This is a genomic window from Streptomyces sp. NPDC049837 (assembly GCF_040674455.1).
In the GTDB taxonomy this organism is placed as follows: domain Bacteria; phylum Actinomycetota; class Actinomycetes; order Streptomycetales; family Streptomycetaceae; genus Streptomyces.
The window spans coordinates 285,946-309,418 of the sequence record NZ_JBFAMP010000004.1; the positions used below are offsets into that span (position 1 = coordinate 285,946).

Annotated in this window: 23 protein-coding genes; 13 read left to right on the plus strand and 10 right to left on the minus strand. The window is 71.3% G+C overall.

What is annotated here, in order from left to right; genetic code table 11:
* Positions 1-18: 18 nt before the first annotated feature.
* The 3 genes from AB0J57_RS12750 to AB0J57_RS12760 all read right to left on the minus strand — a co-directional run bounded on the left by AB0J57_RS12750 (position 19) and on the right by AB0J57_RS12760 (position 2,290).
* The gene (locus tag AB0J57_RS12750; protein WP_366128067.1) at positions 19-1,041 is read right to left on the minus strand and encodes a phosphotransferase; all 1,023 of its coding nucleotides are present in this window, start codon (positions 1,039-1,041) and stop codon (positions 19-21) included.
* 15 nt (positions 1,042-1,056) lie between these two features.
* Entirely contained in the window at positions 1,057-1,515 is a 459-nt protein-coding gene (locus tag AB0J57_RS12755) for a pyridoxamine 5'-phosphate oxidase family protein (RefSeq protein WP_366128069.1), read from the minus strand.
* Between the two features lie 112 nt (positions 1,516-1,627).
* On the minus strand, positions 1,628-2,290 hold the full coding sequence (locus AB0J57_RS12760; RefSeq protein WP_366128070.1) for a response regulator transcription factor: 663 nt from the start codon (positions 2,288-2,290) through the stop codon (positions 1,628-1,630).
* A gap of 357 nt (positions 2,291-2,647) precedes the next feature.
* Here AB0J57_RS12760 and pdhA point away from each other — a divergent pair, with 357 nt between their 5' ends.
* Genes pdhA through AB0J57_RS12775 form a run of 3 tightly spaced genes read left to right on the plus strand, consistent with a single transcriptional unit; the run spans position 2,648 to position 6,257 of the window.
* Positions 2,648-3,811, plus strand: a complete 1,164-nt coding sequence (gene pdhA / locus AB0J57_RS12765; protein WP_366128071.1) for a pyruvate dehydrogenase (acetyl-transferring) E1 component subunit alpha — start codon at positions 2,648-2,650, stop codon at positions 3,809-3,811.
* A 2-nt stretch (positions 3,812-3,813) separates the two neighbouring features.
* Positions 3,814-4,794, plus strand: coding sequence for an alpha-ketoacid dehydrogenase subunit beta (locus AB0J57_RS12770; RefSeq protein WP_366128072.1), 981 nt, complete (start codon positions 3,814-3,816; stop codon positions 4,792-4,794).
* Between the two features lie 29 nt (positions 4,795-4,823).
* Positions 4,824-6,257: a dihydrolipoamide acetyltransferase family protein gene (locus tag AB0J57_RS12775; RefSeq protein ID WP_366128513.1), complete on the plus strand. Its 1,434-nt coding sequence runs from the start codon at positions 4,824-4,826 to the stop codon at positions 6,255-6,257.
* A gap of 65 nt (positions 6,258-6,322) precedes the next feature.
* On the opposite strand, the gene AB0J57_RS12780 is transcribed toward AB0J57_RS12775, so the two are convergent.
* Positions 6,323-7,252: a serine hydrolase gene (locus AB0J57_RS12780; protein WP_366128073.1), complete on the minus strand. Its 930-nt coding sequence runs from the start codon at positions 7,250-7,252 to the stop codon at positions 6,323-6,325.
* Between the two features lie 249 nt (positions 7,253-7,501).
* On the opposite strand from AB0J57_RS12780, the gene AB0J57_RS12785 reads away from it, so the two are divergent.
* Positions 7,502-8,143: a GntR family transcriptional regulator gene (locus tag AB0J57_RS12785; protein ID WP_366128074.1), complete on the plus strand. Its 642-nt coding sequence runs from the start codon at positions 7,502-7,504 to the stop codon at positions 8,141-8,143.
* A complete protein-coding gene (locus AB0J57_RS12790) occupies positions 8,140-9,438 on the plus strand; it encodes an MFS transporter (RefSeq protein WP_366128075.1) in 1,299 nt (432 codons plus the stop codon). The genes AB0J57_RS12785 and AB0J57_RS12790 overlap by 4 nt, the downstream gene beginning before the upstream one ends.
* A 25-nt stretch (positions 9,439-9,463) precedes the next feature.
* Here the strand turns inward: AB0J57_RS12790 and AB0J57_RS12795 are convergent, their stop codons facing one another.
* Complete coding sequence (locus AB0J57_RS12795) at positions 9,464-10,288, minus strand: maleylpyruvate isomerase family mycothiol-dependent enzyme (protein WP_366128076.1); 825 nt, start codon at positions 10,286-10,288, stop codon at positions 9,464-9,466.
* A gap of 135 nt (positions 10,289-10,423) precedes the next feature.
* On the opposite strand from AB0J57_RS12795, the gene AB0J57_RS12800 reads away from it, so the two are divergent.
* A complete protein-coding gene (locus AB0J57_RS12800; protein WP_366128077.1) occupies positions 10,424-11,221 on the plus strand; it encodes a carbon-nitrogen family hydrolase in 798 nt (265 codons plus the stop codon).
* Positions 11,222-11,396: 175 nt separating this feature from the next.
* On the opposite strand, the gene AB0J57_RS12805 is transcribed toward AB0J57_RS12800, so the two are convergent.
* Positions 11,397-11,879, minus strand: coding sequence for an LURP-one-related family protein (locus AB0J57_RS12805; RefSeq protein WP_366128078.1), 483 nt, complete (start codon positions 11,877-11,879; stop codon positions 11,397-11,399).
* Positions 11,880-12,127: 248 nt separating this feature from the next.
* On the opposite strand from AB0J57_RS12805, the gene AB0J57_RS12810 reads away from it, so the two are divergent.
* Together AB0J57_RS12810 and AB0J57_RS12815 are read left to right on the plus strand one after the other, a co-directional pair.
* Positions 12,128-13,192, plus strand: coding sequence for a cobalamin-independent methionine synthase II family protein (locus AB0J57_RS12810; protein WP_366128079.1), 1,065 nt, complete (start codon positions 12,128-12,130; stop codon positions 13,190-13,192).
* A gap of 31 nt (positions 13,193-13,223) precedes the next feature.
* A complete protein-coding gene (locus tag AB0J57_RS12815; protein ID WP_366128080.1) occupies positions 13,224-15,074 on the plus strand; it encodes an NHL domain-containing thioredoxin family protein in 1,851 nt (616 codons plus the stop codon).
* A 3-nt stretch (positions 15,075-15,077) separates the two neighbouring features.
* Here the strand turns inward: AB0J57_RS12815 and AB0J57_RS12820 are convergent, their stop codons facing one another.
* From AB0J57_RS12820 to AB0J57_RS12830, 3 genes are all read right to left on the minus strand, one after another.
* On the minus strand, positions 15,078-15,449 hold the full coding sequence (locus tag AB0J57_RS12820; RefSeq protein WP_366128081.1) for a hypothetical protein: 372 nt from the start codon (positions 15,447-15,449) through the stop codon (positions 15,078-15,080).
* 52 nt (positions 15,450-15,501) lie between these two features.
* Positions 15,502-15,726, minus strand: a complete 225-nt coding sequence (locus AB0J57_RS12825) for a DUF6458 family protein (RefSeq protein ID WP_366128082.1) — start codon at positions 15,724-15,726, stop codon at positions 15,502-15,504.
* A gap of 69 nt (positions 15,727-15,795) precedes the next feature.
* The gene (locus AB0J57_RS12830) at positions 15,796-17,088 is read right to left on the minus strand and encodes a M18 family aminopeptidase (RefSeq protein WP_366128084.1); all 1,293 of its coding nucleotides are present in this window, start codon (positions 17,086-17,088) and stop codon (positions 15,796-15,798) included.
* 133 nt (positions 17,089-17,221) lie between these two features.
* Here AB0J57_RS12830 and AB0J57_RS12835 point away from each other — a divergent pair, with 133 nt between their 5' ends.
* Positions 17,222-17,668, plus strand: a complete 447-nt coding sequence (locus AB0J57_RS12835; RefSeq protein ID WP_366128085.1) for a DUF6083 domain-containing protein — start codon at positions 17,222-17,224, stop codon at positions 17,666-17,668.
* Positions 17,669-17,777: 109 nt separating this feature from the next.
* Here the strand turns inward: AB0J57_RS12835 and AB0J57_RS12840 are convergent, their stop codons facing one another.
* A complete protein-coding gene (locus AB0J57_RS12840; protein ID WP_366128086.1) occupies positions 17,778-19,604 on the minus strand; it encodes an acyl-CoA dehydrogenase in 1,827 nt (608 codons plus the stop codon).
* 1,041 nt (positions 19,605-20,645) lie between these two features.
* On the opposite strand from AB0J57_RS12840, the gene AB0J57_RS12845 reads away from it, so the two are divergent.
* The 4 genes from AB0J57_RS12845 (at position 20,646) to AB0J57_RS12860 (ending at position 23,466) form a co-directional block, all read left to right on the plus strand.
* A complete protein-coding gene (locus AB0J57_RS12845) occupies positions 20,646-21,089 on the plus strand; it encodes an SseB family protein (protein ID WP_073756645.1) in 444 nt (147 codons plus the stop codon).
* Positions 21,090-21,165: 76 nt separating this feature from the next.
* Positions 21,166-21,753 carry a hypothetical protein gene (locus AB0J57_RS12850; RefSeq protein ID WP_366128087.1) on the plus strand — a complete coding sequence of 196 codons (588 nt, stop codon included), beginning with the start codon at positions 21,166-21,168 and terminating at the stop codon, positions 21,751-21,753.
* 169 nt (positions 21,754-21,922) lie between these two features.
* Positions 21,923-22,105, plus strand: coding sequence for a hypothetical protein (locus AB0J57_RS12855; protein ID WP_126884103.1), 183 nt, complete (start codon positions 21,923-21,925; stop codon positions 22,103-22,105).
* A gap of 68 nt (positions 22,106-22,173) precedes the next feature.
* On the plus strand, positions 22,174-23,466 hold the full coding sequence (locus AB0J57_RS12860; protein WP_366128088.1) for a lanthionine synthetase LanC family protein: 1,293 nt from the start codon (positions 22,174-22,176) through the stop codon (positions 23,464-23,466).
* Positions 23,467-23,473: the final 7 nt, after the last annotated feature.

A 23,473-nucleotide genomic window follows, 5' to 3' on the forward strand; every position in this document is an offset into this window, starting at 1 on the left:
ACGCCCGGCCGGGACCGCTCACCCCGCGAAGGCGTCGCACACCGCCTCGTACTCCCGCGTCCACCACACCGCCAGGGCCGACGCCGCAGGAAACTGCGGGTCGGCCCTGCCGTCGTGGAGCTGGTAGCGCCAGCGCAGTATCCAGAAGTCGTTCAGCCGCTCCCACCACACTCGGTGCACCGCCGCCGCCAGCTCCTCCGCGTCCGCCCCCGCCGCCCGCCGGTACGCGCGCGCGTACGCGCGTACCTTGGCCAGCTCCAGACCCCCGGCCGGCTGTACGAAGAAGATCGCGGCGGCCCGTACCGCCTCCTCCGCCCGCGGCTGCACGCCCAGCCGGTCCCAGTCGATGATCGCGGCGGGTTCCGCGCCCCGGTAGAGCAGGTTCAGCGGGTGGAAGTCCCCGTGCACCCAGCCGCCGGCCGACGCCGGGGGCGGACGGCGGTGGGAGTGCTCCGCCAGCAGCCGCCGGCGCTCCAGCAGCCGGTGCTCGGCGAGCTCGTCGAAGGCGTCGCGGGGCCGGCGGGCCCGCGCGAGGGCGAGCAGCCGGTCGATCACCCGGAACGTCTCGTCCGGGTCGGCGCTGGAGTGCTCCTGGCCGGCGCGCGGGTCCTGGGGGCCCATGACCTGCTCCAGGCACGTGTGGACCAGTCCCAGCAGCGCGCCGAGGCGCCGGGACCCGGCCGTGCTGAGCTGCGCCCCGCCCCGGTGGCGCCCTTCGACCCAGGGGTGCAGGGCGTAGCAGTGGCCGCCGATCACCGCGACCGTGCGGCCCTCGGCGTCCGCGAGGGGCGGGGCGACGGGGACGCCGAGGTCGTGCAGCCGCTGGGTGGCGCGGTGCTGGCGGACGATGGTGTCGCGGTCGGCGGTGGGGGCGTCCAGGTGCTGTTTGAGGAAGTAGGCGCCGTGGGTGGTGGCGAGCCGGTAACCGCGGTTGAGCAGGCCCTGGGTGACGGGCTCGCAGGAGAGGGGCTCGCCCGGGTCGTCGTAGCGGCGCAGGAGCGCACTCACGGGTGGGGCGGCGGTTGCAGATGAGCGCGGCACTCACCAAATGTTAGATCACGGAGCGTGGTGAGGAGGTCGCTCCCCGGAACAGTCCAGGGAGTGAACAGTCGCGAACTGCGGCTCGACTCGGATGTACGCCGGGTCGAATGCCGCCCCGTCCGTCCGCCGGGGCGCCGGCCCGAACAGCGCCACCTCCCGCTCGCTCGGCTCGATGACCTGAGCGGTGCCCGTGACCTGCACGGACCACAGGACGTCCGCCCCCGAGTTGAGGTTGTCGGCGCCGTACGCGACGACGCCACCGTCGCACACCTGGTGGCAGCCCAGGCCGCTGTGCATCCGCAGGACGACACCGCCGTCGACCAGGATGTGCCGGGCGGGCGCCATGAAGGGCATCGCCCGCATGCTCGTCGCGACCCGGCCGTAGCGGACCCGGCCGAGCAGTTCGATCGCGTCGGAGGTAATCGCGCCGGGAGCGATCGCGTCGGAGGAGATCGCGTCGGGGGTGGAGGACATGCCTCCACTCTCGGCGACGCCGACCGCCGCCTGAAAGAGGTCCCTCGGCCCGCCGCCCCGGGACGTAAGTCCCGTGTACACCCCCGTCAGTGCTGCCGCTCGTACGCCTACGTCAGTGCTGCCGCTCGGCCTGCATCCGGGCCACGTACGCCGCCGCCTGCGAGCGCCGCTCCATGCCCAGCTTCGACAGCAGGCTGGAGACGTAGTTCTTGATCGTCTTCTCGGCCAGGTGCAGCCGCTCGCCGATCGCGCGGTTCGTCAGCCCCTCCCCGATCAGGTCGAGGATCTTGCGCTCCTGCTCGGTGAGGGCCGCCAGCCGGTCGTCGCCCTTCGGGCTGTTGCCGTCCCGTAGCCGCTCCAGCACCCGGGCGGTCGCCACCGGGTCCAGCAGCGACTTGCCGGCCGCCACGTCCCGTACCGCCGTCAGGAGCTCGTTGCCCCGGATCGCCTTCAGGACGTACCCGGAGGCACCGGCCATGATCGCGTCGAAGAGTGCCTCGTCGTCCGCGAAGGACGTGAGCATCAGGCATTTGATGGATTCGTCCTGCGCCCGGATCTCCCGGCACACCTCGACACCGCTGCCGTCGGGGAGCCGGACGTCGAGAACGGCGACATCAGGCCGGGTCGCCGGAATCCTGACCAGGGCGTCTGCCGCCGTACCGGCCTCTCCGACGACCTCGATGTCGCCCTCGACGGAGAGCATTTCGTGGACGCCACGCCGGACGACTTCGTGGTCATCCAGCAGAAATACGGTGATTTTTCCCTCTTCGCGCACGGAATCAGTCTCACATACTCACTCTTCCCGTGCCCGGGGTGCGCGGGATACCGTGCCCCTGTTCCGGCGGCTCACAAGGCTGTGACCAGTCATTTGTCCCCCCTTTCTCGATTTACTTGGAAATCCAAGCAAAATCGCTGGTCAAAGGGGGTTTCGCAGTAATGCGGTGCACTGGGTAACGTGCCTATGACAGGGGGCTCGCCGGGGCACCTGTCACGCCTGTTCCCGGCCGAGAGGCACCCACCCCGTGCACACGTACGGAGACAGGCGAGTCCCTCCCCCACGCTCTAACTGAGCAGGGGGGACCCCCAGCTTCCCGGCAGACCCCGGGGGCCGGACAGACGGAGGAGCACGCACGTGACCGTGGAAGGCACTGCCGCGCGCAAGCCGCGACGCAGCAGTAAGCGCACCAGCGCGAGCGGAACCAAGGCATCCGGCGCCCAGGGCGCCGAGCCCCAGCTCGTACAGTTGCTGACGCCCGAGGGTGAGCGCGTCCAGCACCCGGAGTACGACATCGACCTCAGCGCCGAAGAGCTGCGCGGTCTGTACCGCGACATGGTGCTGACCCGCCGGTTCGATGCCGAGGCCACCTCCCTCCAGCGCCAGGGCGAGCTGGGCCTGTGGGCCTCGCTGCTCGGCCAGGAGGCCGCCCAGATCGGCTCCGGCCGTGCCCTCCGGGACGACGACTACGTCTTCCCGACCTACCGCGAGCACGGAGTGGCCTGGTGCCGGGGCGTTGACCCGACCAATCTGCTCGGAATGTTCCGTGGCGTGAACCACGGTGGCTGGGACCCGACCAGCAACAATTTCCACCTGTACACGATCGTCATCGGCTCGCAGACCCTGCACGCCACCGGCTACGCCATGGGTGTCGCCAAGGACGGGTCCGACAGCGCGGTCATCGCGTACTTCGGGGACGGCGCCTCCAGCCAGGGCGACGTCGCCGAATCGTTCACCTTCTCCGCGGTCTACAACGCCCCGGTCGTCTTCTTCTGCCAGAACAACCAGTGGGCGATCAGCGAGCCCACCGAGAAGCAGACCCGCGTCCCGCTCTACCAGCGCGCGCAGGGCTTCGGCTTCCCGGGCGTGCGCGTCGACGGCAACGACGTGCTGGCCTGCCTCGCCGTCACCAGGTGGGCCCTGGAGCGCGCCCGCCGGGGCGAGGGCCCGACCCTCGTCGAGGCGTTCACCTACCGCATGGGCGCCCACACCACCTCCGACGACCCCACCCGCTACCGGCTCGACGACGAGCGGGCGGCCTGGGAGGCCAAGGACCCGATCCTGCGGCTGCGTACGTACCTGGAGAAGCAGGGCCTCGCCGACGCCGCGTACTTCGAGGAGCTGGAGGCGGAGTCGGAGACGCTCGGCAAGCGTGTCCGCGAGGCCGTGCGCGCCATGCCCGACCCCGACCACATGGCGATGTTCGACCACACGTACGCCGACGGGCACGCCCTCGTCGACGAGGAGCGCGCGCAGTTCGCCGCCTACCAGGCGTCCTTCGCGGACGGGGAGGTCAAGTAACCATGGCTGTACAGAAGCTCCCCCTCGCCAAGGCGCTCAACGAGTCGCTGCGCAAGGCCCTGGAGACCGACCCCAAGGTCCTCATCATGGGCGAGGACGTCGGAAAGCTCGGTGGCGTGTTCCGGGTGACCGACGGACTCCAGAAGGACTTCGGCGAGGAGCGGGTCATCGACACCCCGCTCGCCGAGTCGGGCATCGTCGGCACGGCGATCGGCCTCGCGCTGCGCGGCTACCGGCCCGTCGTGGAGATCCAGTTCGACGGCTTCGTCTTCCCCGCGTACGACCAGATCGTCACGCAGCTCGCCAAGATGCACGCCCGCGCCCTCGGCAAGATCAAGCTGCCGGTCGTCATCCGCATTCCGTACGGCGGCGGCATCGGCGCCGTCGAGCACCACAGCGAGTCGCCCGAGGCGCTGTTCGCGCACGTCGCCGGTCTCAAGGTCGTCTCGCCGTCGAACTCGTCGGACGCGTACTGGATGCTCCAGCAGGCGATCCAGAGCGACGACCCGGTGATCTTCTTCGAGCCGAAGCGGCGGTACTGGGACAAGGGCGAGGTCGACACCGAGGCCATCCCCGGCGAGCTGCACAAGGCCCGCACGGTCCGCGAGGGCTCCGACCTGACCCTCGCGGCGTACGGCCCGATGGTGAAGGTCTGCCTGGAGGCCGCCGCGGCCGCCGCCGAGGAGGGCAAGTCGATCGAGGTCCTGGACCTGCGCTCGATGTCCCCGATCGACTTCGACTCCGTCCAGGCGTCGGTCGAGAAGACGGGACGGCTGGTCGTCGTCCACGAGGCGCCGGTGTTCTACGGCTCGGGCGCGGAGATCGCCGCGCGCATCACGGAGCGGTGCTTCTACCACCTGGAGGCGCCCGTCCTCCGGGTGGGCGGCTACCACGCGCCGTATCCGCCGGCACGGCTGGAAGAGGAATACCTGCCGGGCCTGGACCGGGTGCTCGACGCCGTCGACCGCTCGCTCGCGTACTGAGGAGACCCGCTGTGATCCGCGATTTCAAGATGCCGGACGTGGGCGAGGGGCTCACCGAAGCCGAGATCCTCAAGTGGTACGTCCAGCCCGGTGACACCGTCACCGACGGCCAGGTCGTCTGCGAGGTCGAGACGGCGAAGGCGGCCGTCGAGCTGCCGTGCCCGTACGACGGCGTCGTGCACGAGCTGCGCTTCCCCGAGGGCACGACCGTCGATGTCGGCGAGGTGATCATCTCGGTGAACGTCGGCGGTGACGCCGCCGAGCAGCCGCAGACCGCGCAGCCCGCGGCCGCCGAACCGGCCGCCCAGGACGCCGGTGCCGGTGCGGCCGCTGAGGCTGCCGAGGCCGCCGAGGAGCCGACGGGCCGCCAGCCCGTGCTGGTCGGCTACGGCGTCGCCGCCTCGTCCACCAAGCGCCGCCCGCGCAAGAGCACCACGGCCGCCCCCGCCGCCACGGCTCCCGCCGAGCAGCCGGCCGCCCGGGCCGCCGTCCAGGGCGAACTGAACGGCCACCACGCCGCGCCCGCCGCCCCCCGGCCGCTCGCCAAGCCGCCCGTGCGGAAGCTGGCCAAGGACCTCGGGGTCGACCTGGCCACGGTGACCCCGACCGGGCCGGACGGGATCATCACCCGCGAGGACGTGCACGCGGCGGTGTCGCTGGCAGCCGCCTCGGTCGCCGCGCCCGCCGCCGTACCCGTACAGCCGAAGCCCGCCGAGGCCCCGCGGCCGCAGGCCCCGGCACCGGAGCCCGTGGCGGCCGGCGCACGCGAGACCCGCATCCCCATCAAGGGCGTCCGCAAGGCCACCGCCCAGGCGATGATCGGGTCGGCCTTCACCGCGCCGCACGTCACCGAGTTCGTCACGGTCGACGTCACCCGCACGATGAAGCTCGTCGAGGAGCTCAAGTCCGACAAGGACATGGCCGGGCTCCGGGTGAACCCGCTCCTGATCATCGCGAAGGCCCTGCTCGTCGCGATCAGGCGCAACCCGGAGATCAACGCCTCCTGGGACGAGGCCGCCCAGGAGATCGTGCTCAAGCACTACGTCAACCTGGGCATCGCGGCCGCCACGCCGCGCGGTCTGATCGTGCCGAACATCAAGGACGCGCACGACAAGACGCTGCCGCAGCTCGCGGAGGCGCTCGGCGAGCTGGTCTCCACCGCCCGTGAGGGGAAGACGACGCCCGCGGCCATGCAGGGCGGCACGGTGACCATCACCAACGTCGGCGTCTTCGGCGTCGACACCGGTACGCCGATCCTCAACCCGGGCGAGTCCGCGATCCTCGCGGTCGGGGCCATCAAGCTCCAGCCGTGGGTGCACAAGGGCAAGGTGAAGCCCCGTCAGGTGACCACCCTGGCCCTGTCGTTCGACCACCGGCTGGTCGACGGGGAGCTGGGCTCCAAGGTCCTGGCGGACATCGCCGCGATCCTGGAGCAGCCCAAGCGGCTGATCACCTGGGGCTGAGCCACCAGGTACGAGGGCCCGGACGCGCTGTCGCGTCCGGGCCCTCGTCCTTGTGTGCGTGCCGGTCAGTCGCGCTGGGCGCCCGACGGCAGGGAGCGCAGCTCCATGGTCCTGGCGGTCGTCGAGCCGAAGCCGAAGTCCAGGAGCTTGGCCGCGTCGTTGAAGCGGTCGGGGGCGTTCAGGACGACGCCCACGTAGGTCTTGGTGCCGCGGGTGGCCGCGAAGACGAGGCACGGGCCGGCCGCCGTACCGGTGCCGGTCTTGATGCCGTTGGCGCCGCTGTAGGAGCCGAGCAGCTTGTTGGTGTTGTACCAGGTGTACGTGCGCGTGGCGCCGGTGCTGGTGGTCGCCGCGGCCTTGTACGAGGTCACCTTGACGATCTCGCGGAAGGTGGCGCTGCTGAAGGCGTGGCGGGCCATCTTCGCCAGCTCGGGCGGGGTCGTGTAGTTGTACCCGGCCGCCGAGATGCCGTCGAACGAGTCGTACATCGTGTTCGTCAGGCCGAGCTGCTTCGCCTTGGCGTTCATCTTGCTGATGAACGACTTGGTGCGGGCGGCGCTGGTCGTGCCGGTGCCGAAGGTGTCGGCGAGGGCGTACGCGGCGTCACTGCCGGACGGCAGCATCATCGCGGACAGGAGCTGCCGGACGGTCAGCTTGTCACCGGTGCGCAGGTCGGCGGTGCTCGCGCCGTTGCGGACCACGTAGTCGCGGTACTCCTGCTTGATGGTCACCTTGCGGTTGAGGTCCACGCCCGGCGTGGTGAGGACCACGATCGCGGTCGTGATCTTCGTGGTGCTGGCCATCTGGCGGCGGGTGGTGTTCGCCTTGCCGTAGATGGCCTTGCCGTCCGCCTGGTCCAGCAGGAAGCCGCCCTTGGCGCTGATGGACGGGATCGGGGTCGCCGCGTGCGCGGCGGGTGCGGCGAGCGGGGAGGCGGTCAGCATCAGACCACCCGCAAGGGCGACCGTGGCGGTGCGGCGCACGGCCGTGTTCATCGATATCAAAGGAAAACGCTCCGAGTTCGAGTCTCAAGTGCGTCGAAAACGCCTCAACCTGGCGGGCTGGAAAACCAGTGCCCATGAGGAGACCTTCGAACCCGGCCAAGGGATGTACGGGAGCGTGACGCGGGCCACGTGATGCGCGTCATAGGACGTGGGTCACATGGGGCTTGGTCGTATGTGAGATCGGTCCTACACCCCGCCGAACGGCCCCTGATGCACCCCTTTTGTATCTATGCTGTGTGCATGCCTTCCGCCCCGCCCGCGGCCGACCGCGTCTACACCCATGTCAAGCAAGCCGTCCTCGACCGCCGTTACCAGGGTGGAACGCTCCTCACCGAGGGCGAGCTCGCCGAGGCCGTAGGGGTGTCCCGCACGCCGGTGCGCGAGGCGCTGCTCAAGCTGGAGATGGAAGGGCTGCTGAAGCTCTACCCGAAGAAGGGCGCCCTGGTCCTCGCCGTCTCCGCGCAGGAGATCGCCGACGTCGTCGAAACCCGGCTGCTGGTCGAGGAGTTCGCCGTATGCAAGGCCGTCCCCGCCCCCGCCCGGCTCGTCGAGCGGCTGGAGGAGCTGCTGGACGAGCAGCGGCGGCGCGCCGACGAGGGCGACCTGGCGGCCGTCGCCGTCACCGACCGCAGCTTCCACGCCGAGATCGTCCGCCACGCCGGCAACGAGATCCTCTCGCGCCTCTACGACCAAATGCGCGACCGCCAACTGCGCATGGGTGTCGCCGTGATGGAGGCCCACCCCGACCGCGTCGCCAAGAACATCACCGAGCACGCCGAGATCCTCGACGCCATCCGCGCCGGGGACGCCGAGGGCGCCGCCCGGTGCGTGCACCGCCACGTCAGCCGCGTGAAGGACCTGGTCCGGGGTGAGGACCGGTGAGCCACGTCACCCTCCCGTCCGATCCCCCGGGCGGCCGTCGCGCCGCCCTGATCTGGGGCGTCGGCGTCTGCGTCTACCTCGTCGCCGTCATCTTCCGTACGTCCCTGGGCGTCGCCGGCCTCGACGCCGCCGACCGGTTCGGCGTCAACGCCTCCGCCCTGTCCACCTTCTCCATACTCCAACTGCTGGTCTACGCCGGCATGCAGATACCCGTCGGCCTGATGGTCGACCGGCTCGGCACCAAGAAGGTCCTCACCCTGGGCGTGGTGCTGTTCACCCTCGGCCAGCTCGGCTTCGCGCTCTCGCCCTCGTACGGCATGGCGCTGGCCTCCCGCGCGCTGCTCGGCTGTGGCGACGCGATGACCTTCATCTCCGTGCTGCGGCTCGGCACCCGCTGGTTCCCCGCCCGGCGCGGGCCGCTGATCGCGCAGGTCGCGGGGCTCTTCGGGGTCGTCGGCAACCTGGTCTCGACGATCGTGATCGCCCGGACGCTGGACGGGCTGGGCTGGACGGCGACGTTCGCCGGCAGCTCGCTCGCCGGACTGGTCGTCCTGGTGCTGGTCGTGCTCTTCCTGAAGGACCACCCCGAGGGGTACGAGCCGGAGCCCGCGCAGCACGCGGGCGTGGCGTACGTCCGCCGCCAGATCGCCGAGTCCTGGCGGGAGCCGGGCACCCGGCTCGGGATGTGGGTGCACTTCACCACCCAGTTCCCTGCGATGGTGTTCCTGCTGCTGTGGGGCCTGCCGTTCCTCGTCGAGGAGCAGGGCCTGTCACGGGGCGCGGCCGGCGACATGCTGACGCTGACGGTGCTGTCCAACATGGTCTTCGGCATGACCTACGGCCAGATCATCGCCCGGCACCACGGGGCGCGGGTGCCGCTCGCGCTCGGCACGGTCGCGGCGACCGGCGTCGTCTGGGCTGCCACCCTCGCCTACCCGGGTGATCACGCCCCGATGTGGGTGCTGGCCGCACTGTGCGTCGTCCTCGGCGCGTGCGGGCCCGCCTCGATGATCGGCTTCGACTTCGCCCGGCCGGCGAACCCGCCGGAGCGGCAGGGCACCGCGTCCGGGATCGTGAACATGGGCGGCTTCACGGCCTCCATCACGACCCTGTTCGCCGTCGGTGTGCTGCTCGACGCGACGGGTGACGACTACCGGGTCGCCTTCTCCTCGGTCTTCGTGCTCCAGGCGCTGGGCGTCGCGCAGATCCTGCGGCTGCGGGCGCGCACCGCGCGACTGGAGCGCGAGCGGCTGGTGGCGAGCCGGGTGGAGGCCGTGCACGTCCCGGCGGCGTAACACGGCCCCGGACCGCCCTGGGCTGCTACGGGGTGACCGGGAACGCCGCGAGGATCGCCCCCGCCAGCTCCGTGTCGCCCTCCACCTTGACCCGGTCCGCCACGGCCGCCGGGCGCACCCGCCCGCAGGCGAGGCGTACGTACGTCTCCCAGTCCATCGCGATCGTCGCGGCCGGGCCCAGCGAGGGCGCGCCGTCGATGGTGCCGCGCCCGTCGGCGTCGACCCGTACCGTACGGAGGAACTCCACCGGGCCGTGGACGTCGAAGACGACCGCGGTGTTCGGCGGGGCGCCCGCGTCCTTGGCGACGACCTTCGGCAGGACGGTCAGGAAGTTGTCGCGGGCGACGTACGCGCCGGGGGAGTCGAGGTTGCCCGGCTTGCCCAGCGCGGTGCGCAGGTCCTGCTCGTGGCACCAGACGTCGAAGGCCCGCATGCGGTAGGCCAGTTCGAGGGACTGCTCGGCGCCGAGCGGGGCGCGGATCAGGGTGTCGGGGGAGCGGTTCTCGTTGCGGAGCTGGCGGGCCCGGCGGATGAGCGTGTACTCCAGCTCGGCGGTCATCTCCGGCCCGGTGTGGTGCCGGCGCACATCGACCTGCATCTCCATGTAGCGCGCGAAGTCACTGCGTACGTGGTAGAGATCGCGCGGCAGCGAGTGGATCGGGCGCGGGTCGCCGAGCATCTCGCACTCCATGCCGATGATGTGCGACACGATGTCGCGCACCGACCAGCCCGGGCAGGGCGTGGCTCGATTCCACTCTCCCTCGACGAGTGGCTGCACCAGCTCGGATATCGCTTCGATGGAGTGGGTCCAGGCATCGGCGTAGGGCTGGAGGCTGGGATGGACGGTCACGGGACCCCTCGGGCGGTTCGTACGCGGGCTGGGTGCTGTGCAGCTAAGTTACGCTGCACGCGGGCACCCCGGCAGTGCTTTCGTGTGACGATCGTAGGCCCGTGTTGACGGCTCGAATGCCAGGACGGTGGTAGTGTGCGCGCCTCGCTGATCCAGATCGCCGTAGATCCGGACGAATCGCCGAATTCCCGCCGAGGGCGCGTGAGTTCCCTGGTGGCCGAACAGCGTGGGGTCGCCGACCTGGTGGTCCTCCCCGAGCTGTGGCCCGTCGGGGCCTTCGCGTACGAGTCGTTCGAGACCGAGGCCGAGCCGCTGCACGGCCCGACGCACGAGGCGATGGCGAAGGCGGCCGCCGACGCCGCCGTCTGGCTGCACGCGGGCTCCATCGTGGAGCGCGCGCCCGACGGCGCCCTGTACAACACCGCGCTGGTCTTCTCCCCGGCCGGCGACCTCGTCCGCACGTACCGCAAGATCCACCGCTTCGGCTTCGACCAGGGCGAGGCCGTGATGATGTCGGCGGGCGACGAGCTGGTCACCGTGCCGCTGCCCGGGCTCCCCCTGGGCGTCGCCACCTGCTACGACCTCCGCTTCCCGGAACTCTTCCGCGGCCTGGTCGACGCCGGGGCCCTCGCCTTCGCCGTCCCGGCCGGCTGGCCCGCGCGCCGCCGCGAGCACTGGACGCTGCTGGCCCGCGCCCGCGCGGTCGAGAACCAGGCGTACGTCCTCGCGTGCAGCACCGCCGGCACCCACGCGGGCGTTCCCCAGGCGGGCCACAGCCTCGTCGTCGACCCCTGGGGCGAGGTCCTCGCGGAGGCGGGCGAGGCGGAGGAGGTCCTCACGGTCGACCTCGACCCGGCCCTCGTGGCCGCGACCCGCGACCGCTTCCCCGCCCTCAAGGACCGCGTCCTGGGCGTGGCCCCGCCTCGCCGCTGAGGCCCTGACCGAGGCGCGTCCCCGCCGGTGGGCGCAACGGGTGGTGTTTCCGGCCCGTTCCGGCCCCCATGGTCCGCAGCCGGCCGACGGCCGGGCGTGGCCGCCCCCGCCGCTGAGGCCCAGCAGGCGGGGCTGGTGCGGTCGGCCGCGCGGCTGCCGGCCCCGCGGCCGGACGTCACTCCTTCTCCGCCATCCGGATCACGCATACCGCCACCGCGATCAGCAGTGCCGCGTCGGCGTCCTCCCGTACGACGTCGACGGCGTACGTGTCGCGCACGCTCAGCCACTTGCGTGAGATGTGGGCGACCGGGCGGCCGTCCTGTTCGACGGTGAACTCGCGGTCGAGGATGCGGCCCGCGACTTCCAGGTCCGGGCCTGCCTCCATGGCCACGTGGTAGTGGTTGCGCAGCAGCGACAGGCGCTTGCGGCGGACGGTGGCGAGCGTGCGCCCGTCCCGCTCGACGGTCATCGCGCCGCGCAGGCTGAGCATCTTCGCGCGCAGCGTCACCAGCACCCGCCCCGCCGGGTCCTTCAGCTCCAGGGTGTCGCGCAGCCGCAGCGCCTTGCCGTCGACGAGGAAGGCGTGCCGGCCGTTCTCGTCCTCGATCCAGTAGTCGTCACCGATGGCGAAGATCTTGTCGCGTACCAGGTATCTCATGCGGGATGCGTACCCGCCCCGGCCCCGGTCGCGCGGCGTCAACCCGAGCCCGCACCGCACGCGATCCGGTGAACTTTCCCCGGCGGTCCTCGGGGCCCGACATGTCACACCTGTCGCACCTGTACCCCTTCGGGTGCTCGGCACCTCCGTGACCTGCGACGATCCCGATCATCACGGGCCGCGCGCGACGTCCGCCGGCGCCTTTCCGCCCCGGCTGCCGGCGCCACCCCCGCCCTATGGTCTCGATCATGAGCATCCCCACCGAGCCGATCGGCAGCATCCCCCGGCCCCGCGCCTTGCAGGAGGCCCTCGCCGAGCACGCCGTAGGGCGACTGGACACGGCCGAACTGGCCAAGCTCCAGGAACAGGCCACCGCCGAGACCCTGGCCACGCTGGAACAGCTCGGCTGCCCCGTACTGGTGGACGGCGAGCAGTCCAAGCCCAGCTTCGTCACCTACCCCGTCGCGGGGCTCACCGCCCTCCACCCCGACGGCGCCGTCATCCCCTTCGCCGACGGCCACACCCGGCAGTTGCCCCGCCTGACCTCGGGGCCCTTCCGCTACCAGGTCCGCGCGGAGACGTACGTACGCGGCGCCCTGCGCCACACCGACCGACCGCTCAAGCAGGCGGTCATCGCACCGTCCGCCCTCAGCCTGCTCTACCCGGGCGAGCCCATCGACGGATACCCCCGCGACGCCTTCCTCCGCGACCTCGCCGACGAGGCGGAGGCCGACATCCGAAGCTGCCTGGAAGCGGGCGCCCACCGCGTACAGCTCGACTTCACCGAGGGGCGGCTGTCCCTCAAACTGGACCCGTCCGGAGGCGTGCTCGACGACTTCATCGCCCTGAACAACGAGGTCCTCGGACGGTTCGGCGAGGACGAGAGGACCCGCCTCGGCGTGCACACCTGCCCGGGCGGCGACCACGACTCCACCCACAGCCTGGACGTCGACTACGCCGGTCTGCTGCCCGGGCTCTTCGCCCTGAAGGCCGGCAACTTCTACGTCCAGCTCGCCAGCGAGCCCGACCCCGAGCGGGTGCTCCGGATCATCGCCGAACAGCTCCGTCCGGGCATCCGGGTGTTCATCGGGGTCACCGATCCGATCAGTCCCCGCGTGGAGACGCCGGAGGAGGTACGCGACCGCGTCCTGCTCGCGGCCCGCCACATCCCGGCCGACCAGCTCGGCACCTGCGACGACTGCGGCTTCTCGCCGTTCGCCGACGACACGTCCACCTCCCGCGACCTGGCCTTCGCCAAGATCCGGGCCAGGGTGGAGGGGACAGCGCTGGCCTCCGAGGCCCTCGGCCGGTGAGCCGTTCATGGGCGAATGGCAAGCTTGAACCATGAACGATGCCGTCCCGGCGCCCACCCCCGCGCCCGCCGCCCGCCGTGCCCGTGTCCGTGCCCCCGAGCTGACCGGCAAGGGGGGATGGCTCAACACGGGCGGTGACCAGCTCACGCTCGCCGACCTGCGAGGACGCATCGTCATCCTCGACTTCTGGACGTTCTGCTGCATCAACTGCCTGCACGTCCTGGACGAGCTTCGGGAGCTGGAGGAGAAGCACCGGGACACCGTCGTGATCGTCGGCGTCCACTCGCCGAAGTTCGTCCACGAGGCCGAGCACCAGGCCGTGGTCGACGCCGTCGAGCGGTACGAGGTGCACCACCCCGTGCTCGACGACCCCGAGCTCGCCACCTGGAAGCAGTACGCCGTGCGGGCGTGGCCCACGCTCGTGGTCATCGACCCCGAGGGGTACGTCGTCGCGCAGCACGCGGGCGAGGGGCACGCCACGGCCATCGAGAGGCTCGTCGAGGAGCTGGAGGCGGAGCACGAGGCCAAGGGCACCCTGCGGCGCGGGGACGGGCCCTACGTGGCGCCCGAGCCCGTGGCCACGCACCTCCGCTTCCCCGGCAAGGCGCTCCTGCTGGAGAGCGGCAATCTGCTGGTGACGGACACCACCCGGCACCAGGTGGTGGAGCTGGCGGCGGACGGCGAGACCGTCGTACGCCGGTACGGCACCGGTGAGCGGGGCCTCGCCGACGGCAAGGCGGACGAGGCGCGGTTCAACGAGCCGCAGGGGCTGTGTGTCCTCCCCGATGGGAGGGTGGTGGTCGCCGACACGGTGAACCACGCGCTGCGGGTGCTGGACCCCGGCTCCGGTGAGGTGTCCACGGTCGCCGGGACCGGCGCGCAGTGGATGCAGGGCTCCCCCACCGCCGGGCCCGCCCGCGAGGTGTCCCTGTCGTCACCGTGGGACGTCGCCTGGTGGCGGGGCGAGGTGTGGATCGCCATGGCGGGCGTCCACCAGCTCTGGGCGTACGACCCCGGCAAGGGCACCGTGCGGGTGGCGGCCGGCACGACGAACGAGGGGCTCGTCGACGGGCCGGCGGACGAGGCCTGGTTCGCCCAGCCGTCGGGGCTCGCGGCGGCCGGTGACCGGCTCTGGGTCGCCGACTCCGAGACCAGCGCCCTGCGGTGGGTCGACGCCGAGGGCGCCGTCCACACCGCCGTGGGCACCGGCCTGTTCGACTTCGGCCACCGCGACGGCGCGGCCACCCAGGCACTGCTCCAGCACCCGCTGGGCGTCACCGCGCTGCCCGATGGGTCGGTCGCCGTGTCGGACACGTACAACCACGCCCTGCGCCGCTACGACCCGGTCGCGAGCGAGGTCACGACCCTCGCGACCGATCTGCGCGAGCCGAGCGACGCCGTGCTCGCCGGCGACGACATCGTGGTCGTCGAGTCGGCCCGCCACCGGCTGACCCGGCTGCGGCTGCCCGAGGAAGCCGTGCGGGTGGACGCCGTGGCGCACCGTACGCGGCGCGAGGCGACCGAGATCGCGCCCGGCACGCTGAGGCTGGACGTCATCTTCCGGGCGCCGGCCGGCCAGAAGCTCGACGAGCGGTACGGCCCTTCCACCCGCCTCCTGGTGTCGGCCACGCCGCCCGGGCTGCTCGCCTCCGGCGAGGGCACCGGCACGGACCTGTCCCGGGAGCTGACGCTGGACCCGGACGTCACGGAGGGCGTGCTGCACGTCTCCGCGATGGCCGCGTCCTGCGACGACGACCCGGCCAACGAGTACCCCGCCTGCCATGTCCACCAGCAGGACTGGGGCGTCCCGGTGAAGGTCACCGAGTCGGGCGCCAACCGGCTGCCGCTGATCCTCGCGGGGATGGACGAGCCCGCCCAGTAGGGCTCAGTACGCGAGGCCCTGGTGCCGGGAGGGCCTGCCGGCCGCCCCGTCCAGGCAACCGGCCACCCACAGCGCCGGGTTGTGGGTGGCCTTCCGGCCGCCCATCCCCTCGGCCTCCATGCGGGCGCAGCCGCCCCCGAGCAGGTCCCGCACCCGCTCGCCGGTCATGTCGTAGTGGCGGACGCGGTTGCCCTGGAGGAAACCCGCCTCATAGGCGATGTCCGTGCCCCACGGGGGGCGTTCGTCGTAGGTGTGGATCGTGTAGCCGCCCACGGCCAGCGCCAGTGTCACGGCGGCGGCGACGGCGCTCCAGAACACCCGCCGCTTCGGCCCCCGGTGGCGCACGAGAGCCGTCTGTTGTCCCAGCAGAACCATGCCGACACGGTGTCAGGCACGGCCTTTCGCGGATGTTTCGATCGGGAACGGCTCAGTAGCGCCGTTCGTCCGTCGGGTCGACCACCGTCGGGGCCACCGGCGGCACAACCGCCCTACGGCGCCTGGCGATGCTGGTGAACGTGGCGACACCGATGATGCCGACCGCCATGAGGATCAGCCCCACCATGTCCAGATTCACGCCCTGTGCTTCCCAGTCGGTCGCGAAGGTGAGGATCGCCCCGACCGCTATGAGAATGATGCAGCCACCAAGGCCCATGATTCCCGCCTCCTCGTCGATGCGTAGGTGTTGCGGGTACCCCGGCCCGCAACACCTACGCGGGGAGGGCTACTTCAGGAACGCCACAAGGGCGTTGGCGAGCAGGAACGGGTCGTCGGCGCCGCACAGTTCACGGGCGCTGTGCATGGAAAGGATCGCCACGCCGATGTCCACGGTCCGGATGCCGTGGCGGGCGGCGGTGATCGGGCCGATCGTCGTGCCGCAGGGCATGTCGTTGTTGGACACGAACGTCTGCCACGGCACGCCCGCCTTCTCGCAGGCCGCCGCGAAGACGGCCCGGCCGCTGCCGTCGGTCGCGTACCGCTGGTTGACGTTGACCTTCAGGATGGGACCGCCGCCCGCGCGCGGGTGGTGCGTGGGGTCGTGGCGCTCGGCGTAGTTGGGGTGCACGGCGTGGCCCGTGTCGGAGGAGAGGCAGACCGTCCCGGCGAAGGCGCGCGCCCGGTCCTCGTAGCCGCCTCCGCGCGCGAAGACGGACCGTTCCAGCACGCCGCCCAGGAGGGGACCCTGGGCGCCGGTGTCGGACTCCGAGCCGTTCTCCTCGTGGTCGAAGGCGGCGAGCACGGGGATGAACTCCAGGTCCCCGGCGGCCGATACGGCGGCGAGGGCGGCCACGCCCGCGTGCACCGACAGCAGGTTGTCCATGCGCGGACCGGCGAGCAGCTCGCGGTCCCGGCCCAGGTAGGCGGGCGCTTCGAGGGCGTGGACCATGAGGTCCCAGCCGGCCACGTCGGCGGCCGCCACGTCCGACTCCTCGGCCACGAACCGGATCAGGTCGCCCTCGCGCACGTCGTCACCCAGGCCCCAGATCGGCTGCATGTGCCGCTGGCGGTCCAGCTTGAGGCCCTCGTTGACCTGCCGGTCCAGGTGGATCGCGAGCTGCGGCACGCGCAGCAGCGGCCGGTCCACGCTCACCAGCCGGTGGCTGCCGTCGCGCAGCGTCAGCCGGCCGGACAGGCCCAGGTCACGGTCCAGCCAGGTGTTGAGCAGGGTTCCGCCGTACGTCTCGACGGCGACCTGCCGCCAGCCGTGCGCGCCCATGTCGGGCTGCGGCTTGACCCGGAGGTTGGGCGAGTCGGTGTGGGCGCCGATGATCCGGAACGGGGTGTGGGGGGAGGCGCCTTCCGGTACGTACCAGGCGATGATCGCGCCGCCGCGGACGACGTACTTGCCGCCGCTCGTACCGTCCCAGGAGGCGGTCTCGTCGAGCTGCTGGAAGCCGGCCTTCTCCAGCCGTTCACCGGCGTTGGCCACGGCGTGGTACGGCGTCGGGGAGTCCGCCAGGAAGGTCATGAGGTCGTCGGTGTGGCCGCGGTCGAAGCGGGGGGGTGAGCTGCTCATGCCCTCACTTTACGGTCGGGTCAGTTGAGAGGGACCTGCGCGAACGGCCCATTGTCAGTGGTGGCTGCGACTATCGGAGAACGTAGCGGGACAGCAGTCCGCTGACTCGCCGGTCGCGACCGGAGGTGCACTGGTGACCACGACGACTTCGCCCGTTTCGCCCGTCTGTGCCGCATGCGAGACACCCGGGGCCAGGTGGAGCGCCCCGCTGGGGATGCCGCTGTGCGCGGCGTGCACGACCGCGGCGACGGGCACCCCGGACCGGGACCCGGTGCGCCTCGGGGACATCCTGCCGGTGACCGCCGCGACGCTGCGCGCCTCCATACCCGCGCCGCGTCCGCCGCGTAGCGGTTCGCTCATGACCTGCCGGTTCTGCGGGGCACAGGCCCGGTGGCACCGTACGGTGCACGGCCGGTGGGTGGCGATGGAGCCGGGGACGCGTCCCGTCGCGGGCGTCCCGCGCGGTGAGCGGTGGTACGTGGCGGGTGACGGCACGGCGGTCCAACTGCGCGGGGCGGTGCCGTCGGGCGTGTGCCGGGTGAGCCACTTCTCGGTGTGCGCGGCCCGGCCGGCTCGGTGACGCCGGTCCGTGACGCCGGTCCGTGACGCCGGTCCGGCTCCGTGAATGACGGAGGCCCGCTCCCCGGGGACTCGGGGAGCGGGCCGCCATGGACGGTCGCGGACTGGGACTAGAACGCGGCCTCGTCCAGCTCCATGAGGGAGTTGTCGACGCCCTCGGCGATGGCGCGCTCGGTGGAGACGCCGGGCAGGATGTTCTCGGCGAAGAACTTCGCGGCGGCGATCTTGCCCTGGTAGAACGCCTTGTCCTTGGCGGAGGCGGTCTCCAGCTTCTCGGCCGCGACGGCGGCACCGCGCAGCAGCAGGTAGCCGACGACCACGTCACCGGAGGCCATCAGGAGGCGGGTGGTGTTGAGCCCGACCTTGTAGATGTTCTTGACGTCCTCGCCGGTGGCGGTGAGGTGCGTCAGCATCGCGCCGACGATGCCCTCCAGGTCGACGGCCGCCTTGGCGAGCGCGTCGCGCGCCGGGGCGAGCTCGTCGCCGCCGGTACCGACCGCCAGGAACTTCTTGATCTCCTCGGCGAGGGTGTTCAGCGCGGCGCCCTGGTCGCGGACGATCTTCCGGAAGAAGTAGTCCTGGCCCTGGATCGCCGTGGTGCCCTCGTACAGGGTGTCGATCTTGGCGTCACGGATGTACTGCTCGATCGGGTACTCCTGGAGGTACCCGGAGCCACCGAAGGTCTGGAGCGACTGGGCGAGCTGCTCGTAGGACTTCTCGGAGCCGTAGCCCTTGACGATCGGCAGGAGCAGGTCGTTCAGGCCGTGCAGCGCCTTGGCGTCCTCGCCGGCCGCCTCCTTGATCTGGATCTCGTCCTGCACCGCGGCGGTGTACATGACGAGGGCGCGCATGCCCTCGGCGTACGCCTTCTGCGTCATCAGGGAGCGGCGCACGTCGGGGTGGTGCGTGATGGTGACCTTGGGCGCGGTCTTGTCCATGAAGTTCGCCAGGTCGGTGCCCTGCACGCGCTCCTTGGCGTACTCCAGCGCGTTCAGGTAGCCGGTGGAGAGGGTGGCGATCGCCTTCGTGCCGACCATCATGCGGGCGAACTCGATGATGCGGAACATCTGGCGGATGCCGTCGTGCTTGTCGCCGATCAGCCAGCCCTTGGCGGGGTGCTTGTCGCCGAAGGTCATCTCGCACGTGTTGGACGCCTTCAGGCCCATCTTGTGCTCGACGTTCGTCGCGTACACGCCGTTGCGCTCGCCCAGCTCGCCGGTCTCCCAGTCGAAGTGGAACTTCGGCACGAGGAAGAGGGACAGGCCCTTGGTGCCGGGGCCGTGGCCCTCGGGGCGCGCCAGCACGTAGTGGAGGATGTTCTCCGACATGTCGTGCTCACCGGACGTGATGAAGCGCTTCACGCCCTCGATGTGCCAGGAGCCGTCCTCCTGCTGCACGGCCTTGGTGCGCCCGGCGCCCACGTCCGAGCCGGCGTCCGGCTCGGTGAGCACCATCGTGGAGCCCCACTGCTTCTCGACGGCGATCTCGGCGATCTTCTTCTGCGCCTCGTTGCCCTCCTCGAAGAGGATGCCCGCGAAGGCCGGGCCGGAGGAGTACATCCAGATGGCCGGGTTCGAGCCCAGGATCAGCTCCGCGTACGCCCAGATCAGCGAGCGCGGCGAGGTGGTGCCACCGATCTCCTCGGGCAGGCCGAGGCGCCAGTACTCGGAGTCCATGAAGGCCTTGTAGGACTTCTTGAACGTCTCCGGGATCGGCGCGGTGTTCGTCTCCGGGTCGAAGACCGGCGGGTTGCGGTCGGCGTCCGCGAAGGACTCGGCGAAGTCGTTCTCGGCGAGACGGCGCATCTCGTCGAGGACGCTCTTCGCGGTCTCGACGTCCATCTCCTCGAACGGACCGGTGCCGTAGACCTTGTCGCGCCCGAGGACCTCGAAGAGGTTGAACTCGATGTCGCGGAGATTCGACTTGTAGTGCCCCATGGCGACGGCTCCGTAAGGCTCGGGGAGGCGGAATCCTCTTAGACGTACCAGCAAGTAGCTACGATGATGCTACCCGCCGGTAATAAGAGCAACCCCTATCGGGCGATCTGTGACGCGTTACGCGTGGGATGGGGCGGCGATCACCGCTCGGCGGCCCTGAGCAGGACGGCGGTGTTCCCGAGGATGACGAGCGGCGGGGTGCCGAAGTCGCTCCCGAGGGACGGGAGCGTGATCCCCTGGGCGGCGAGCGCGGTGCGGAGGGCGGGCGCCCCTCTGTGGGGGGTGTGACGAACCGGTCACAGAGTGGCGCCATGGCGGCGAACCGTGGAAGGGGTTTCGGTTGCGCAACGTGTGCCCTGTTCATGGTGGGCCGTGTGGGCCGCCCTCTCTCCGAGTGTGGCGGGCTCCGGCGCCCCCTCAAGGGCGCTCCCTCCGGTCGCGTCGCTTCGCGATGGGCTTCGCCCACCCTTGACCGGCCGCCTCCGCCCGCCTTTTCACACTCGGAGGGCGGCCCGGGGGAGCGGGGTCCACGGCTCCCGATCGCGGTTGGTCGGGCCGCGTCGCCGACCGCAGGCCGGTGGTGGGTGCGCGGCAGTGGTGTGGGGCGGCGTGTCTCTGTTCGGCGGGCGCGGGCCGGTGGCGGGCTGGGGTGCAGGCGGGTGGGTGGCCCAGCGGGCCGGGGCGGGTGGAGGTCTCAGTGACACCACGGGATCGGGGACTTGTGGGCGGGAAGGGACACCCCTCTGCCCTTGGAGGCTCGCCCGAGGGTGTCCCTTTCCATGCACAAGTCCGGCCATCCGGTACGGGTGTGACTGGAGAGGCGCAGGAGGCGAGGCATCCGAGCTCCCTGGTGCCCCCATGACCCCAGCCCCACCCCAGCCCGCCACCGGCCCGCGCCCGCCGAGCCGTCCCCGATGCCCCACTCCACTGCCGCCCACCCGCCACACTCGGAGAGAGGGCGGCCCACAGGGTGACCGTGGCGGGCGCGGGGTGGGGCCATACGTGGCGTTCGGGTGGCGGCCTCTCGGTACGCTTACGGGCATGTACGGGTACGAGCAGAATCAGGGCGCGTACGCCCCGCCGCAGCAGGGGTACGCGCAGCAGCCGCCGCTGTACCCCGAGCCGTCGCCGCCCTCGCTCGCGGATGCCGTGCGGGCGTTCACCACCGGGTCGCTGTCGGCCGAGGACTTCCAGCAGATCTTCGCGACCTCGAAGGTCTACTGCCCGCGCGGTGACAACCCCGGCTTCCTCGCCCTGCACAACACCCAGCAGCCGGTCATCCCGATGTTCACGTCGCTCAAGGAGCTGCGCCGGTACGCGGGCAAGGAGTCCAAGTACTTCGTGATCACCGGCGCCGAGGTGATCGACCTGCTGCCGACCGGGTACGGCTTCGTCCTCGACATGGAGGGCGACCACCGGATGGTCTTCGACGCCAAGGCCGTGGAGCAGATGGTCGACTTCGCCATGCGGCGGATGTACGGCTGATCCCCGCCACTTGTCGGGGTGACGATCCGACTTCAGGCGTACGAACGGCCCGGCCGGCGCTGCTTACGGTCCTCGTATGCAGCAGTCGAGCGAGTTCCTGATGACGCAGAAGATCACCGCTCTGGTGAACCGGTATGTGATCACCGATCCCGGCGGCGGTGATGTCGTCGCCTTCGCCGAGCAGAAGCGGTTCATGGTCAAGGAGGAGGTCACCCTCTGGACCGGCGAGGACCGCTCCGAGGTGCTCGGTGGCTTCAAGGCCCGGCAGGTCATCGACCTGGGGGCGACGTATGACGTGACAGGGCCGGACGGCGCCCCCATAGGGACGTTCCGGAAGGACGCCAAGGCGTCTCTGCTCCGGTCCACCTGGCACCTGACCCAGGGAACCGGGGACGAGGTGCCGGCCGCCAAGGGCACCGAGCGCAGCCTGGGGATCGCGCTGGCGCGGCGGGGCTGGGAGGTGGTCGACGCGGTGCTGCCGTTCCCGCTGCCGGTGCCGTTCGTCTACCACTTCGACTTCGTACGGGACGGGGAGCCTGTCATGTCGGTGGAGCGGAAGATCGGGTTCCGCGACCAGTACGCGATAAGGATCCAGGACCCGGCCCTCGATCGCACGCTCGCCTTCTGCATGGCCGTCGCCCTGGACGCCCTCCAGGCCCGGTGAAGGCCGGTTGAGGCCGGTGAAGGCCCGCCGACCGGCCGGTCGGACCCCCCGGACGGGGGGAGGGGAAACGGAAACTCGGTGGGTACCCCGGAACCGGACGGCGTCGGTAATTTTCTGCACCGGGGGCATATCAGCCTTCCGTTTTTCGCAGAAAAGGTGCTGTTTTTTCATGGACGAGTTTCACCTCGACGCCCGCGTGACCGTTTCCGCCGACCCGGCCGAGACGTCGCTTTCCCCGGTGGCCAGCGTCGCTTCCCGTGTCGCCAGCAAGTGGGTCGTCAAGCAGACCATCAAGCAGACGATCAAGATGACGGCTGCCTGCGCCGCGGTCCGCACCAACGGCAAGTGCTGACGGTCTGACGGGTCAAGGCGGTTCCTCCGCGAACGGTCGGGGGAACCGCCGGCGCCGGTATCGCTCACATGAATTCCGCACCATTCCTCCCCGCCGGCCTCGCCGAGCGGGCGGACAGCCTTGCGACCCTGGTCAGGGAGCGCCTGGACACACCGGGGCGCGCGGAGGCGCACGCCGCACGGGCGGGCGAGCAGACCGATCTGCCCATGTGGTCCGGCAGTTCACTGAGCGAGGGCCACGCGGGGCTGGCGCTGCTGCACCTGCACGCCGGGGACCACGAGGCGGCGTTCCGGTTCCTGCGTGCCGCGTTCGACGCCACGGCCCGCAGTCCGCTGACGCATCCCGGGCTCTTCGACGGTACGGCCGGGCTCGCCCTCGTACTGGAGGACTGCTGCGCGGCCGAGCCGCGTTTCCTTCCCAGCCTGCGCGCGCTGCGTGAGCGGCTCTGCGGGCAGGTGCTGCACACGGCGTGGCCCCGCCGGGAAGGCACGGTCTCCGACCACGATTACGACCTCGTCTACGGCAGCGCCGGAATTCTCAGCCATCTGAGCACGACGCCCCACAAAACCCCGCTCGTGGTGCAGGCGGTCGACCACTGTCTGGATCACCTCGTGTGGCTGGGGACGGAATCGGATGAGGGCGTTCCGGCGCGCTGGATGATTTCCCCGGAACGCTATTCGGCTTACGGTGACCTCGCGGTGACGTATCCGTACGGATATCTCGACACCGGAATGTCCCACGGGGCGGCCGGAATGGCCGCCGCGCTCGCGGTGGCCTGGCGCGAGGGGCACCGGAGGCCCGGCCACCGGGAGGCGCTCGCCCGCCTCACCGACTGGCTCCTGGCCGTCGGCACGGCCGGCGGCCGCGACCGGCAGTGGCCCCGCGCCGTGCCGGTCACCGCACAGGGGCGGGAGGGGACGGCGGAGGGCGCCGAGGCGGTGCCCGCCTGGTGCCACGGCACCGCCGGGGTCGCGGCCGCCCTGCTGACGGTGGCCGAGGCGACCGGGGACCGCGCCCTGGCGGCGGAGGCGTTCGCCGCCCTCGACGGCGTACTGGCCCGGGGCGGCGGCCATGCCACGCCGACCGTGTGCCACGGCGTGGCCGGCCTCGCCGCCCTGGCGCACGAGTTCGCCGCGCGCGGCAGTGCCGGAGCCGCCCGCGCCCTGCCCGGCCTGGTGGAGCGGCTCGTGGCGGCGGCGGAGCCGGGGCGCCACCCGCTGGTCTTCCGCGACCGGGAGACCACCGGCCACCTGGTTGACAACCCGGGCCTGCTGACCGGCGCGGCGGGCATCGCCATGACGCTCCGGGCGATCGTCACCGGCCACCGGCCCACCTGGTGGAAAGCGCTCGTCCCCCAGTGATCCGTAC

Coding starts and splice junctions, on each gene's coding strand:
- AB0J57_RS12820 (WP_366128081.1), bottom strand. CDS start 15,449: ATGGTTCTGCTGGGACAACAGACGGCTCTCGTGCGCCACCGGGGGCCG.
- AB0J57_RS12855 (WP_126884103.1), top strand. CDS start 21,923: ATGGACGAGTTTCACCTCGACGCCCGCGTGACCGTTTCCGCCGACCCG.
- AB0J57_RS12810 (WP_366128079.1), top strand. CDS start 12,128: ATGAGCATCCCCACCGAGCCGATCGGCAGCATCCCCCGGCCCCGCGCC.
- AB0J57_RS12805 (WP_366128078.1), bottom strand. CDS start 11,879: ATGAGATACCTGGTACGCGACAAGATCTTCGCCATCGGTGACGACTAC.
- AB0J57_RS12825 (WP_366128082.1), bottom strand. CDS start 15,726: ATGGGCCTTGGTGGCTGCATCATTCTCATAGCGGTCGGGGCGATCCTC.
- AB0J57_RS12850 (WP_366128087.1), top strand. CDS start 21,166: ATGCAGCAGTCGAGCGAGTTCCTGATGACGCAGAAGATCACCGCTCTG.
- AB0J57_RS12785 (WP_366128074.1), top strand. CDS start 7,502: ATGCCTTCCGCCCCGCCCGCGGCCGACCGCGTCTACACCCATGTCAAG.
- AB0J57_RS12815 (WP_366128080.1), top strand. CDS start 13,224: ATGAACGATGCCGTCCCGGCGCCCACCCCCGCGCCCGCCGCCCGCCGT.
- AB0J57_RS12845 (WP_073756645.1), top strand. CDS start 20,646: ATGTACGGGTACGAGCAGAATCAGGGCGCGTACGCCCCGCCGCAGCAG.
- AB0J57_RS12830 (WP_366128084.1), bottom strand. CDS start 17,088: ATGAGCAGCTCACCCCCCCGCTTCGACCGCGGCCACACCGACGACCTC.
- AB0J57_RS12770 (WP_366128072.1), top strand. CDS start 3,814: ATGGCTGTACAGAAGCTCCCCCTCGCCAAGGCGCTCAACGAGTCGCTG.
- AB0J57_RS12860 (WP_366128088.1), top strand. CDS start 22,174: ATGAATTCCGCACCATTCCTCCCCGCCGGCCTCGCCGAGCGGGCGGAC.
- AB0J57_RS12840 (WP_366128086.1), bottom strand. CDS start 19,604: ATGGGGCACTACAAGTCGAATCTCCGCGACATCGAGTTCAACCTCTTC.
- AB0J57_RS12780 (WP_366128073.1), bottom strand. CDS start 7,252: ATGAACACGGCCGTGCGCCGCACCGCCACGGTCGCCCTTGCGGGTGGT.
- AB0J57_RS12775 (WP_366128513.1), top strand. CDS start 4,824: ATGCCGGACGTGGGCGAGGGGCTCACCGAAGCCGAGATCCTCAAGTGG.
- AB0J57_RS12755 (WP_366128069.1), bottom strand. CDS start 1,515: ATGTCCTCCACCCCCGACGCGATCTCCTCCGACGCGATCGCTCCCGGC.